This is a genomic window from Streptomyces sp. NPDC053542 (genome assembly GCF_044544685.1).
GTDB lineage: Bacteria > Actinomycetota > Actinomycetes > Streptomycetales > Streptomycetaceae > Streptomyces.
The window spans coordinates 1-13583 of sequence record NZ_JBITXL010000010.1 but is presented as its reverse complement, the minus strand read 5'-3'; the positions used below and the strand labels follow the sequence as shown (position 1 = coordinate 13583).

The following is a 13583-nucleotide window of genomic DNA, read 5'->3' as shown; positions in this document are numbered from 1 at the left end:
GTCGAGTAGGTACGTGTGACCGAATTTCATCGTGATCTCGTCACCCACTGAAGGCGTAGCGCACGCACGTAGGCCACTCGTCCCGGCGGACCGGGGGCGGGTCAGGTGGCGGCGGGCAACGGTCTGCCGGTGCCGTACACCCGTGCACGCCGCCCGCGCCACCCGACGCCTCCCCTCACGTACGGCCGGTGGTCCCGCGTACGGTCAGTGCTCGGGTCCGCAGCAGGAGTCCCGCCGGAGCTGCCGGCCCACCGCCCGCCAGTCCTCGGCCCCGGCCGCCCGGGCCACCCGCGGCCGCTCCGCCGCGAACGCGCCCACCAGATCCGCCTGTTCGTACAGCCGCCCGCCGCGCAGCACTCCCGTCGTGCGGACCAGCGTGTCGAAGTCGTGGAACGGATCGCCGTCCACCAGAGCCAGGTCCGCGAGCTTTCCCTCCTCCAGCGTCCCCAGGTCCCGCTCGGCGCCGAACACCCGGGCCGGCAGCGCCGTCGCCGTGCGGAGCGTCTGCGCGACGGTCAGACCGGACCCGTGCAGCGCGCGCAGCGCCAGGTGCAGCGCGAGCCCGATCGGCATCAGCGGCGCATCCGTGCCCAGCGCGACCAGCCCGCCCTGCGCCAGCACCCGCCGGTAGAACGCCGTCTCCCGGGCGACGTCCGCCAGCTCCGTCTCCGTCGGCCGGTGCGCCGCGTCCTCCTCGACCAGCGCCACGTCCCACGGCGGCATCAGCGCCGTCACCCGCGGATCGTCCGCGAGCCCCGGATCGGCACCCAATAGCACCCCCGCCGTGAAGGGCGTGGCGACCAGATGGAAATTGGTCCCGGTGTAGACCTCGGCGACATCGCTGTACGTACGGGCCGCCGCCGACGTCGCATGCCCGAACTCCAGCCGCTGTGTTGCCTGCAGATGGGTCGTCAGGTCCTGCCCCAGCTGCACGCCCGGCGTCAGCAGATGGCTGCCGGACCGCACCCCCAGCCGCTCGTGCGCGAACTCCGCCGCCTCCTGCATGATCCAGCCCGGCGCCCGCACGTACGTCTTCACGAAGTCCCAGTCCAGCGCCGCACCCCGGGCCAGCGACCGGCGCAGCCCCGCACGCGTCCGGTGGGCGCGCCCCATGCTGTACGCCACCCGCGCCCCGTCCAGCAGCTCCCCGCAGCTCAGCAGCCGCGGCCCGGCGAGCACCCCGGCCGCGACCGCCTCCCGCAGCCGCGCCTGCTCGTACGAGAAGCCACCGAACGACACCGCCGTGGTGATCCCGTACGCCAGCTGCAGCGCCGTCTGCCGCCCGCCGTACGTCAGCTGCCACGGGTGGGTATGCGAATCCCACAGCCCCGGGATCACCGTGCGCTCGGAGGCGTCCACCCGGTTCGCCGCGCGGCGCCCGGCGCGGTGCGGCGCGACGGACGCGATCCGCCCGTCCCGGATCACCACGTCCACGTCGTCCCGCACGCCTTCGCCCACGCCGTCCCAGAACCGGCCCGCGTGCACGACCGTGTCCGCCGTCGGCGCCCGCCGGTGATCCAGCCGCAGCGGTACCGTACGCGGCGTCCCGCCGCCCGCGTCGACCAGCCGCAGCCGCCCGGCCGAAAGGTAGAGCAGCGTACGGGAATCGCCCGACCAGGACGGATGGTCCGCCGGCTCCTCCGTCAGCTGCCGCGGCGCGCCGTCCGGAGTACCGTCGGGCCGCACCGGCAGCAGCCACAGCGCGGACTCGGCGACCAGCGCCAGCCACTTCCCGTCCGGCGACCACACCGGGCCGGAGTCGTACCGGTCGGAAATCGAGACGTGCGCGTCGACCGCGTGCAGCCGGCTCGCGCCCGTCGTCGTGTCCACCACCCGGATGAGGTTGTAACCCTCGCGGAAGCGCTGGTTGAGCCGGTTGCGGTCGCACAGCGCGAGGTACCGGCCGTCCGGCGACCAGCTCGGCCGCCCCGGCAGCCCGCCCGCGCCGAGCGGCGCCGCCAGCTTCCGCTCCGTACCGGCATCGAGATCCCGCACCACGAGATTGCCCGACATGTCCAGCGCGGCCAGCCGCCGCCCGTCGGGAGAGAGCGCCGGATGCACCCGGCCGCCCTCCGCGAGCACGCTCTCCTCGCCCGTCGCCACATCCCGGCGGCGCACCGCGTACAGCCCGTCCCGGTCGTCCGCGTACACCAGCGCCCGGCCGTCCCGCGTCCAGGACGGCGCAAGAAGGTAACGCGTCGGGCCCGTCTTCACCATGCGGCGCGGCACGCCCCCCGAAGTGGACGCCACCCACAGCCCGTTGAGCGCGGCGAAGGCGAAGCGGCGGCCGTCGGGGGAGAGCGCGGGCAGATGGACGCCGCGCACCGGGCGCGCCCCGCCCCGCTCGAAACCGTAGTCCTTGACCCGGTACCGCGGCCGCTCCACCGGCATCGCCGCGGTGAACGGGATGGCCTCGGCGTCCTTGGGCCGCTCCGGCCGTACGACGGTGAACTGCCCGCCCACGGTCACCAGCAGCTCCTCGCGCGAAATCCAGCGCGGCGGCACGGGCATCACGTCACCCTCGACCGGCACCGCGGCGCCGTCCACGACGAGCGTGCACGTGGGCCCCGGTGCCGCGGTGGTACGCACGTAGGCGAGCCGCCCGGCGGGTGACAGCGCGGGCACCATGACCTGCGCGGCGGCCGTCTCGGTGTGCTCGGTGGCCACCGGCCCGCGGCCGTCCGCCGGCACGGACGCGACCGTACGGGACTCCAGCGCGGCCCCTGCCATCCGGCCCCGCACGAACCAGATGCGCGCGCCGTCCGGCGCCCACACCGGGTCGAAGTCCTCCCACGCGCCGCCCTGGTGCGGGCCCTCCTGGTCCGGCACCCCCGTGACCCGCGTCAGCCTCCCGCTCGCGAGCTCCAGGACCCAGATCCGGTACGGGCTCCCCGCCACCGGATCGCCGCCGCGCTCCGAGGCGAACGCGATCCGCGTGCCGTCCGGCGACCAGGCGGGCCCCCGGTCGTCCCACGGCCCGTCGGTGACCTGGCGCAGCGCCGAGCCGTCCGGGGCCAGCGTCCAGATGTGGAACTGGCCGCCCTGGTACCCGCAGACCGCCAGCCGCTTGCCGTCCGGCGCGAAGACCGGACGAGTCGGCTCCAGGAGAGGCGGGGTGAGCGCCGTCGCCGTACCGCCCGAACGCGGCACCGACCACAGCACGTTCTGGATCTCCGCGATCAGCCGCCCGCCATCGGGGGCGAGGGTGGCGGCGCCATTGGTGGCGGCGGTGAAGGAGAGAGTGTCGGCGGCCCGGGCGGTGGCCGGCACGGGCACGCCCGCCAGGCCCACGGCGGCCGCGGCCGTCGCGGTGCCCTGCAGGAAGCGGCGGCGGGAGAAGGGGGCGGGGCCGGCGAGGGCGTCCGGGGAGCTGTCCGTGGTGTCCAACGGTCCTCCTACGACAGGGGATACGTGTGGTGCACAACCGGTCAGGAACCCGCCGATCTTTCCATGCACCGGACCGGACAGGTCAACACCGCGCACACCACCCCTTGGCGCGCCCGGCCACCGGAGGAGAAGGTGTCCTGGTCCGCCCACCCGCGTCAGCAGTCAGGAGACGACGCCATGCAGCAGGACTTCCACGAGGCGCCCGACGGCACCCGAGTGGCCACCTACCGCTGGCTCCCCGAGTCGGGCCGCCCGCACGCCCTCGTACAGATCGCGCACGGCGCCGCCGAACACGCCCGCCGCTACGACCGCTTCGCCCGCTTCCTGACCGCACACGGATACGGCGTACTCGCCTCCGACCACCGCGGGCACGGCGCCACCGCCGTGTCCACCGGCGGCCGCGGCGTCGTCGGCGAGGACGCCTGGCGCCGCATCGTCGACGACCTCAAGGCCATCGGCGACACGGCGCGCGGGCTGCACCCCGGTGTGCCCCTGGTGCTGCTCGGCCACAGCATGGGCTCGATGCTCGCGCGCGACTACGCCCAGGAGTACGCCGACGGGCTGGCCGGACTGATCCTCTCGGGCACCTTCCGCACGCTGCCCGGCGCCGAGATCGAGGGCGCGATCGGCGCGTTGGAGGCCGAGGCGGCGGAGCGCGGCCGCACCGCGCTCTCCGACTTCATCCCGCGCCTCTTCAGCTCGTTCAACGATCCTTATCCGCACCGCACCGGCTTCGAATGGCTCTCCCGGGACGAGGCCGAGGTCGACGCTTACGTGGCCGACGAGGACTGCGGCTTCCCCTTCTGCGCGGGGCTCGCGCTGGACTGGGTACGCGCGGCCCGCAAGGTCAACGACCCCGCCAACCTGGCCCGTACGCCCCGCGACCTGCCGGTCCACCTCGCCGTCGGCGACCAGGACCCCTGCAACCAGCGGATGACGCTGGTCTACGAATTGCTGGAGGACTTCCGCTACCTGGGGACCGAGGACCTGACCTGGAAGGCGTACCCGGACGCCCGCCACGAGATCCTCAACGAGACGAACCGGGAGGAGGTGCAGCAGGACCTGCTGGCGTGGCTGGACAAGCACATTGTCAGTGGCGGCCGCTAGCTTGAGGAGTGTGTGGCGGCGGTGGGGGAGGGGGCCTCGTCACTTCCCCGAATTGGGGAGAGGGAGGGGCCCTGCCCAGGAACGCGCGCCCCGCCGCCCCCACCCCTCGCCCCCCACCCCCACCCCTCACCCCCCGATGAACCCCGCGATCCGCCCCCGCAGCGACCCCGCGTCCAGCCCCTGCGCCGCCAGATGGGCCGCCATGTCCCCGTAACGGCGCAGCTCCTCGCGCCGCACACCGAGGCCCAGCACGCGGTGCGGGGTGTCCTGCAGCGCCTCGCCCGCGGCCGCCGCCGACGTGCCCGCCAGATACGGCTCGACCAGTACGACGTCGGCGGCGTCCGCCGCCCCGGCCGCCGCCCGCAGCGCCGCGCCGTCGAAGGGCCGTACGGTCGTGGCGTACAGCACCGTGACGTCCAGTCCCTCGGTCGCCGCCAGCACACTGTCCAGCATCGGCCCGACCGCGACGACGGTCCCCGCCCGCCCCTCACGCACCGTCAGGAACCGCCGGCCGTCCACCGCCCGCGGTGCCTTGTTGGTCTGCAGGGACAGCCGTACGTACGCCTTGTCGTCGCCGGCCGCCGCGGCGTGCCGCAGCAGCGCCTCCGCCTCGTCCGGATGCCCCGGCACATGCACGGTCCACCCGTCCAGCGTGTCCATCAGGGCCACGTCCCCCGGCGCCATATGGGTGAAGCCCCCGGCCGGCCAGTCGTACGACCCACCGGCGCTGACCAGCACGCCGCCCACCCCCTGATGCCCGAAGTCCAGCTTCACCTGCTCGAAGGGCCGCTCGACCAGGAAGCTGGCGAAGGTGTGCACGATCGGGCGCATCCCGGTCAGCGCCAGCCCGCCGCCCACGCCCACGAGCAGCTGCTCCCGGATACCGACGTTCAGGACGCGGTCCGGGTGCCGGTCCATCGCCTCCCGGAAGCCGGCCACGCCGATCTCGGCGAGCACGACGGCCAGCCGCGGATCGTCGTCCAACAGCTGCGAGGTAACCGTGGCGAAGCGTTCCCGCATGGTGTCCGTCATGGTGTCCATGGCTCATGCCTCCTTCGGCTCGACGCGGGCGACGACGGCGTGCGGCCGTCCCGGATGCGGCGCGGTGTACGCCGCGTACAGCGCGTCGTGGTCCCGCCCGTCGACCGTGCGCGTGGACCACCCCGCCGCCTCGAACCGCGCGGCGATCCCACCGTCCCTCGGATACGAAGCCGACCCGTTGTCCAGGACGACCACATGCAGCCTGTCCAGCCCCGCGGGCCCCGCATAAGCAATCGCCTCGTGGTTACTGCCCTCGTCCAGCTCGGCGTCGCCGATCAGCACCCATACCGCGGGCCCGGTCAGCCCCTGCGCCCGCAGCCCGAGCGCGGTACCCACCGCGAGCGGCAGCCCGTGCCCGAGCGACCCGCTGCCGATCTCCGCGCCCGGCACGAGCCGCCGGTCCGGATGGTGCCCGAGCGGCGAGTCGTACCCGCCGAACCCCGGCAGCCACTCCACCGGAAAGAATCCCTTCGCGGCGAGCACCGCGTAGTACGCCATCGGCCCGTGCCCCTTGGACAACAGGAACCGGTCCCGGTCCGGGGCCTCGGCACTGTCCGGCGAGACCCGCAGCACCCGGTCGTACAGCACCCAGAGCGCGTCGAGCGTGGAGGTCGCCGCGGGCCCGTGCTTCTCGTCCCCGGTCATCAGCCCCATGAGGTACGCCAGGCGGTCGTACGAAAGCGGTGCGTACCCGTCCCGCTCCCTCGTGAGGTCGCTCATCACATCCGTCATGCCACCCACCGTGCAACCTCAACCAAAGTTGAGGTCAAGCGCTCAAGCCGATGAGGCGAGCGGCGATGGGCCAAGCCGCGCTCCTCAAGGCCGATGGGCGTCATCCGCGCTCAGGAAGGCAGTCGTCGTCGGACGCTGAAGGGATGGTGTGCTCATGAGAAGCAGCGTGCCGCCCGGCGACCCGCGCAACATGAGTAGAGCTACTCACCCCGCCCCGGCCATCCCACTCACCTCACCCACCTCACTCACCCCTCCCGCTATCCCGCAGCGCGCACCCTCTGACATGGGGTATTGTTCTCGTGCACGGCCGCCCGGGAATCCCCCGAGCCGGCCCGGCACCGGGACGTGGCGCAGCTTGGTAGCGCACTTGACTGGGGGTCAAGGGGTCGCAGGTTCAAATCCTGTCGTCCCGACAGCGATGTCGGTTCAATCCGCAGCTCAGGGGCCATCTTCGGATGGCCCCTGACGCATGTCCGGGAGCAACTTGGGAGCGCTCGTTCGCTCCCAAGTTGCTCCCATCGCTCCCAAGCACCGCGAGCGCCGTGAACTCTGATCGATTCCTGGTCGCCCGTTCGGGTCGATCTCGGCGTGCTCCCACCCCACGGACCAGGTGCTCCCCGACTTTTCCGGCCAAGGGGTCGGCATGCTCCCAAGAGTGCGAAGGGGGTCGTGGAGAGTGGTCTCTTTTGCGCTCCGGGAGTGGTCCCCCCCACCCATGCCCAACCAACGACCCACCAGTCACACCAGTTACGGGACAACATTTAGCAGAGAAGTACTCCCGCCACCCCTTGTCGTCGACAGGGGGGTGTGATGGTGACAGCGCGCGGGTCGGCGGCCGACCCGGAGACGCCTGGTCAGGGTGTCGGCGGCGGTTCACCGATTCGCCCGTTGCCGAGAAGGGGCCCCCTCTGGCGCCTCCGGGCCGCGCCCGCTGCACGTCAACGCCGCGAGGGGATGCCGTCAGCTGACCGACTGGGGGCTCGGTGGAAGCTCCGACCGTGTCGACGGCCGGCCGCTGCTCGGTCCAGATGGTCGTGCCTTCATGCGCGTAGCGCACCCCCCAACGCTCGGTGAACTGCCCCCTTTGTCAAAGTAGGTCGGCGGCAACCTGGGACTCGATCAGCTTTCGGGCCGCGGCCCAGCGGGCCCGGTCGAGGAAATGACCGCCTGGACTGAGCCGGACCTCGGCTCCGCGGGTAGTCCAGGCAGACCAGCCCGGCAGGTCAGCGGCTGGGACAATCGGATCCTCGGTGCCGCCCAGCACGGTGATCGGGGTGTCGATCGGCCCGCCCGTCACCCGGTAGGTGCAGCAGATTTCCAGGTCGGCCCGGATCGTCTTCAGTGCCTGGCGCCGTAGCCGGGGGTGGTCCGCCAACTCCGCCGGCACCTGCCCGTGCGGGCGCAGGTGTCTGAGGATGGCATCGTCGTTCAGCTTGTGCAGGTCGCCGGGGAGCGGCCAGGTGTCCGGTGGCCGGGCGGCTGCGACGAACAGCCGTACTGGCGCCGGCAGACCGAGCGTCGGCAGCGTTCTGGCGAGTTCGAACGCCGTAAGCGCGCCCAGGCTGTGTCCGAACAGGGCGTACGGCCGGGTGATCCGGGTGACCAGCGCCGCCGCGCAGGCGGTGACGAGTGCGGCCATCGTGCGCAGCGGTTCCTCCCCGCCCCGGCCCTCCCGGCCGGGAGGCTGGACGGTGCACAGGTCCGCCCCCAGCGGCCCGGCGCTGCGCCACGGCAGGTAGGCGCTGGCACCCCCACCGGCATACGGCAGGCAGATCAGAGTGTGCCGGGCGGTAGCGGCCGGGCGGTCGTAGGGGAACCAGGCGCCGGCCGGCGTTGTGGTCTCCCTATGGGTGTTCATCGGACCTCCTGCTCGATGGGCGCGGGCCGGTCGGTGGGCAACGCCCCTGCGATGTACGCGCGGGCGAGATCTGCCCGGCGTACCTTGCCGATCGCGGTCCGGGGAAAGGCTTCGGGTGGGATCACCACGACGGCAGCGGGAGCGAGCCCGGTGTCCGCCATGATGCGGGCCGCCACCCGATCGGCAAGGCGGCCCGTGTCGGCTGAGGCCGCCGCCGATACCGAGACGAACATCAGGAACGAACTGTCAGTGCCGGCCCCCGACGCCGAGCAGGCCGCGATGCACCCCTGCCGGACGCCGTCGACCCGACCCGCAGAGCGTTCCAGTTCCTGGAAGGAGACGACCCTGCCGGTGGCGGTGACGATGTCCCTGGCCCGGCCGTCCATGACGAGGAGACCATTGATGATGCGTGCGGTGTCCCCGGTTCGAAACCAACTGCCGGCGGGCGGGGCGGACTCCTCTACGCCTTCGGCCGACGGCGGCCGGAGGTACCCAGCGATGACGCTCGGCCCGCGGACCTCGAGGGAACCGCGGGTGCCGGCAGGAGCGACGGCCCCCGCGTCGTCGCAGATCCGGATCTCCCAGCCGGGCAGTGGTGTGCCGATCACCACCTCGTCGGCCGCGCCGTCCCGGTCGGGGGCGAAATCCGTTGAGTACACCACGGCTGTGGAGGTCTCGGTCATCCCCCAGGCCGGAACCATGGCCGTGGATCGCAGTCCGAAGGGTGCCAGGCGGGAGAGGAACTCGGCGGCGACCCCGGCGTCGATGGGTTGTCCGCCGTTGACGATCACCTTTAGAGCGTCGAACTGCCAGTCGGGCCGCTCCGTAGCCGTGGCCAACGCCTCGTTGACCTGGGCAAAGGAGAAATTTGGTGCCCAGCTTCCGGTGACCCGATGCGTGCTGAGCAAGTCGAGCCACCGCAGCGGATCGGCGCCGATGTAGGCAGTGGCTACGTGCACCTGAGCCGCGCCCAGACAGACGTCGGCCACATGCGACATCACCAGACCGGCGGCGTGGTCCAGCGGGAACCAGTTGAGCGTGGTGTCGGCGGCGGTGGTGCCGAGCAGCGCCGCCGCGGCGAACGTCCGTACCAGGATCTGCCGATGGGACAATGCGACGCCCTTGGCGGATCCCGTGGTGCCGGAGGTGAGCAGGACGACTGCGGTATCGTCCGGTTCGCCCGGTGGGGTGCGAGGGTTGCCCGGCGCGGGGAGGGTGCCGGAGTCGTCGTCCAGGTCCAGCACTCTGGCCGCCAGGTCCGGCCGGCCGGTGGGCAGTGACAGTGGCTGGTCGTCGACGATCAACCACGGGTCGTCCAGCAGGTCACAGAGTCTGCTGAGCGCTCGGGGATCCCGGTTCATTCCCTCACGGGTCATCGGGGCGACGGTGACCCCGGCGAGCAGGCAGCCCCAGAACTGCACCACGAACCGCTGATTGGTGCTCAGCAGGATTATTGCGCTGTCGCCCCGGCGGACACCCGATGCGATCAGCCTCGCCGCATAGCTCTCCGCGTCCGCAATGAGCGTGCGATACGTGCTGGTGTGCGAGTGTCCGCTCTTATCGTAAAAAATCAGCGGACGATCGGGGTTCTTGGTGGCGGTTCGGAACAAGGCATCCGGAAGGTCGACCGGCCGGGTGAACTCCCGCAGCCGGTCCCGGTCGAGCTTCCCGTTGGGTTTCTTCGGAAACTCGCGCAGCGCGATGATTTCCTCGGGCACCATGTAGGAGGGCAGGCGGGCGCACAGATCCCGGCGGATCGCCAGTAGGTCCAGGTCGTAGCAGGCAGGTACCACGAAAGCGATCAGGCGTCGGTCGACGCCGTCGCCTTGGACCAGCGCCGCCGCCCGGGCTACGTGCGGGTGCCCGGCCAGTGTGTTCTCCACTTCGGTGAGTTCGATCCGGTGTCCACGGATCTTGACCTGAGTGTCGTCCCGGCCCAGGAAGACCAGCCGTCCGTCCGGCTCGCGCCGGGCCAGGTCGCCGGAGCGGTACATCCGGGCGTTCAGGTCGGCTGTCGTGGGGTCGGGCCGGAAGCGTTGCGCGGCGACGTTGTCGGAGCCGAGATAGCCTCGGGCCACGCCGGCGCCGCCGATCCAGATCTCGCCCGGCGTGCCGTCCGGCACCGGTCGGCCCTCGGGGTCGAGCAACCGGATGTAGGTGCCATCGATGGCCGTGCCGATGCGCGGGAGCCCGTCCTCGGTTCCTTCGGGAGGTACATCGCCGGCGCACGCGACGACGGTCGTCTCTGTGGGCCCGTACGCATTGATGACCCGGGCCGGAAAGTCGGGGGTCGGCCGGGCCTGCAGCCGATCCCCGCCAGTGAGCAGTACCCGCAACGTAGCGTCCGGTGGCAGGCCCAGCCTCATCAATTCCTCGGCCGTATTGGTGGGCAGAAAGGTGTGGGTGATCCGTCGGTCGAGCAGCCATCGCCGCAGCGCATGCGGGAAGACCCTCACCGATTCGGGCACCACGTGCACCGATGCGCCACTTGCCAAGTATGGCCAGGTCTCCAGGATCGACGCGTCAAACGTCAGAGTAGAGACCTGGGTCGTGCGGTCCAGCGGGCCGATCCCCAACGTGCGTACCTGCCAGCCGATGAGGTTCACGACTCCGGCGTGCTCGATGGCCACACCCTTGGGCCGCCCAGTGGAGCCGGAGGTGTACATCACGTACGCGAGATCGCCACCGGCGACGGATGCCGACCGGACCGAGCTGGCATCGTCCACCAGGTCGCGTGCCGGTTCCAGCAGTGGACAGTCGTACACCTTCGCGGCCGTTGCCGGGTCCGCGGTGACGATCGCGGCGACGGCCGCTTCGCGCGCTACCAGGCTCAGCCGGTGCATCGGCAGCCGGGGGTCCATGCTGAGGTAGGCAGCGCCGGCTCGCAGAACCCCGAGCATCACGGCGATGGTGTCGGCAGCCCGCGGCAGGTGCAGGCCGACGAGGTCACCAGGACGAACGCCCATGGCGCCCAGCCGCGCGGCGACCCTGCCGGAGCGACGCATCAGCTCGGCGTAGGTGTAGTGGGCGTCGGGTCCGCTGAGGGCGGTGGAGTTGGGCCACTGCGTGGCGGCCCGTTCGACCAGTTCGTGGACAGTCGACGGGCTCATCCGGTCACCACCGGGCAGAACTGCAGCGGCAGGGCGGCCACACCGCGGAACAACCGGCCTTGGATGGCTGTGCCCTGCCCGTCGGCGAATTCCAGCCGGGGGGCGCGGGCGACCAGCGCGGTAAGCACCGCCTCCAACTCACGCAGGGCCAAGCCGGAGCCCAGGCAGCCATGCGGCCCGAGGCCGAAGCCGAGCATGTCGCGGGGGTCGCGGGTGAGATTCCATCCATCGGGGTCGGGGAATCGTGCCTCGTCCCGGTTGGCGCTGGCCAGGCAGAGGTGCACCGGAGCCCCGGCGGGGACGATTGCCTCGCCCACGGTGACGTCGGTGGTCGCGAACCGGGTGACGATGTGCAGCGGCGGTTCCAGCCGCAGGCTCTCCCGCACCGCGGCGGGGATCAGGCTCGGATCGGCGACCAATTGCTGATAGACGCCCGGTCGGCGCAGGACCACGGTCAACAGGTTGCCGATGGCAAGCGTGGTGGTCACAGTACCTGCGGCCAACAGCATCAGCAGGTTGTTGAGTGCGGCGGCGTGGGTGATCACGCCGGCAGCGGCGGCGGCGGCGAACCGGCTGACCAGGCCGTCGCCGTACGCCTCAGTGGAGATCACCCGGTCGAGGTAGTCGCGCAGTTCGGTGCGGCGGGCGAGCACGTCGGCCAGGGGCACGACGCCGAGGTCGAGGTGATCAACGAGCGTGGCCAGCGCGGCGTAGAGAGCATCGGCGTCCCGCTCAGGCAAGCCCATCATTCCTACGATGATCCGGACAGGGAGTTTCTCCGCGAGCAGGGCGATCAGGTCGGCCGGATCGTGGTCAATCTGATCCAGCAGGTCCGCCACGGTCGGTTCGATGGCCGCCACTCGTAAGTCGTCAAGATGGGCTGAGCCGAAGCTGCTGGAGGCGATGCGCCGCAGCCGGCGGTGCTGGTCGCCGTCCTGATCGATCATGGACGGTCCAAAGACCCGACGGGTGGTCCGGAAGGGGTGTTCCATGGCCAGCTGACGAGCGCTGAGGGCGAAACGCACGTCCACATGCCGGAACAGGTACCAGGATCCGTCCGCCGCGGGCAGCTGTGGGTGCTCTCGGCGCAGGCGTGCATACACGGGCCACGGGTTGCGCTGGAAAGCCAGGTCGGTGACATCGAAGGTCGGCGGGGATTGATTCGCGACGCTGCCGGCCCCGCTCATGGCGCCGGCTCCGCCGCGACCAGGGCTTCGTACATACCGCGGAGAGTGAACAGCGACTCCGGCTCGTACTGGGTGACGTCTATCTCCAGCCCCAGGAACTCCTCGACGCGAACCAGGAGGCGCACCATCGACAGGGAGTTGAGTACTCCAAGGTCGAAGAAATTGTCGCACTCCTGAAGTGGCTTCACCTCATCCTCACCCTGGGAATTGTTGATGTCGCAGATGAAGTCATTGATAACGGCGTAGAAGTCGTGACGATTCATTGTGTTCCTTTGCGGATGATCATTATCAGGCGCATTATTTGCCTTCCAAAGGTGTTGCGGGTGTTCGTGGCAAGCGCCGTCTTGCGCTCTTCTGGTAGGCGTGCTGTTGGACGCGAATGGTGTGAGGGAGGGGGCCGCGACCTCGTGGGTGTGACCGCTTGTCGAGGTCCGGATCACCGATTTCGGTGTGGCCAACAGGTCTGCTGCCCTCGGCAGGTGCAACCGACCAACTGCGCGTATTCCGGCGGGACCGCCTGCGGTGGCTGCCGCCCGGCCTCCCACAAGGCCCGCAGGCGCGTGGACCGCCGTGGCGTCCACGGCGGTCCACCGAGAAAAGCAGATGCATGTGCTGGAACAGCCCTAGAAACGTGTGCGGGTGATTTACCTGTGGGACTCGGGGATCGACGCCCGTACTCGTCGATCCCCGAGGGTTGGTGGGTGGTGCCGCACCGCTTCCGAATGGCGCCCACTCATCCGCTGACCATCCGTCACCGTAGGCTTCCGGGGAGCCGCCGCTGCCCGGGCCGACGACGATGTCGACAGCGAGGCGGGTGGCCTCCAGCGCCCGTACTGGCTCGCGCCCATCCGGAAGGGGGGCCCCGGCGACCCGCCCGAGCAGCGCATCCGCACCGCCGGCCCGGCACTCGCCGCGCAGGGAGCACCTCGGTGAACTGCCGTTGCAGCAGCGGACGGATTGGTGGAAGATCAGCGGCCCGTGCCGCTCGGCGAGTTGGCGGAGCAGCCGCTCTGCGGCCGGGCGGAGTGCCGGGAGTGTCCGTTAGAAGAAGCCGAGCTTCTTGGGGGAGTAGTTGACCAGCAGGTTCTTGGTCTGCTGGTAGTGGTCCAGCATCATCTTGTGGTTCTCGCGGCCGAACCCGGAGTTCTTGTAGCCGCCGAA

The 13583-nt window shown here is 71.0% G+C and carries 9 protein-coding genes and 1 tRNA gene; 2 read left to right on the top strand and 8 right to left on the bottom strand.

Annotated elements, in window-relative coordinates; all coding sequences use genetic code 11:
• Window positions 1-204 precede the first annotated feature (204 nt).
• Window positions 205-3387 carry an amidohydrolase family protein gene (locus ACIGXO_RS26220; protein ID WP_399791596.1) on the bottom strand — a complete coding sequence of 1061 codons (3183 nt, stop codon included), beginning with the start codon at window positions 3385-3387 and terminating at the stop codon, window positions 205-207.
• Between the two features lie 177 nt (window positions 3388-3564).
• Between ACIGXO_RS26220 and ACIGXO_RS26215 the strand changes: the two genes are divergently transcribed.
• The gene (locus ACIGXO_RS26215) at window positions 3565-4494 is read left to right on the top strand and encodes an alpha/beta fold hydrolase (protein ID WP_399792147.1); all 930 of its coding nucleotides are present in this window, start codon (window positions 3565-3567) and stop codon (window positions 4492-4494) included.
• 126 nt (window positions 4495-4620) lie between these two features.
• Here the strand turns inward: ACIGXO_RS26215 and ACIGXO_RS26210 are convergent, their stop codons facing one another.
• Both ACIGXO_RS26210 and ACIGXO_RS26205 read right to left on the bottom strand, forming a co-directional pair.
• A complete protein-coding gene (locus ACIGXO_RS26210) occupies window positions 4621-5535 on the bottom strand; it encodes a transketolase family protein (RefSeq protein ID WP_399791594.1) in 915 nt (304 codons plus the stop codon).
• Between the two features lie 3 nt (window positions 5536-5538).
• Window positions 5539-6255 (bottom strand): transketolase, encoded by a 717-nt coding sequence (locus tag ACIGXO_RS26205; RefSeq protein ID WP_399792145.1) that lies wholly within the window; start codon window positions 6253-6255, stop codon window positions 5539-5541.
• Window positions 6256-6606: 351 nt separating this feature from the next.
• Between ACIGXO_RS26205 and ACIGXO_RS26200 the strand changes: the two genes are divergently transcribed.
• Window positions 6607-6680 (top strand) — tRNA-Pro (locus ACIGXO_RS26200).
• Between the two features lie 674 nt (window positions 6681-7354).
• On the opposite strand, the gene ACIGXO_RS26195 is transcribed toward ACIGXO_RS26200, so the two are convergent.
• The 5 genes from ACIGXO_RS26195 to ACIGXO_RS26175 are packed head-to-tail and all read right to left on the bottom strand — an operon-like array spanning window position 7355 to window position 13391.
• On the bottom strand, window positions 7355-8125 hold the full coding sequence (locus tag ACIGXO_RS26195) for a thioesterase II family protein (RefSeq protein ID WP_399791592.1): 771 nt from the start codon (window positions 8123-8125) through the stop codon (window positions 7355-7357).
• Window positions 8122-11235 carry an amino acid adenylation domain-containing protein gene (locus ACIGXO_RS26190; protein WP_399791590.1) on the bottom strand — a complete coding sequence of 1038 codons (3114 nt, stop codon included), beginning with the start codon at window positions 11233-11235 and terminating at the stop codon, window positions 8122-8124. Before ACIGXO_RS26190 ends, ACIGXO_RS26195 begins: the two co-directional genes overlap by 4 nt.
• Window positions 11232-12422, bottom strand: coding sequence for a cytochrome P450 (locus ACIGXO_RS26185; protein WP_399791588.1), 1191 nt, complete (start codon window positions 12420-12422; stop codon window positions 11232-11234). The genes ACIGXO_RS26190 and ACIGXO_RS26185 overlap by 4 nt, the downstream gene beginning before the upstream one ends.
• Window positions 12419-12685 (bottom strand): phosphopantetheine-binding protein, encoded by a 267-nt coding sequence (locus tag ACIGXO_RS26180; RefSeq protein WP_399791585.1) that lies wholly within the window; start codon window positions 12683-12685, stop codon window positions 12419-12421. Before ACIGXO_RS26180 ends, ACIGXO_RS26185 begins: the two co-directional genes overlap by 4 nt.
• Before the next feature lie 34 nt (window positions 12686-12719).
• The gene (locus ACIGXO_RS26175; protein ID WP_399792143.1) at window positions 12720-13391 is read right to left on the bottom strand and encodes a DUF779 domain-containing protein; all 672 of its coding nucleotides are present in this window, start codon (window positions 13389-13391) and stop codon (window positions 12720-12722) included.
• Between the last annotated feature and the right edge of the window lie 192 nt (window positions 13392-13583).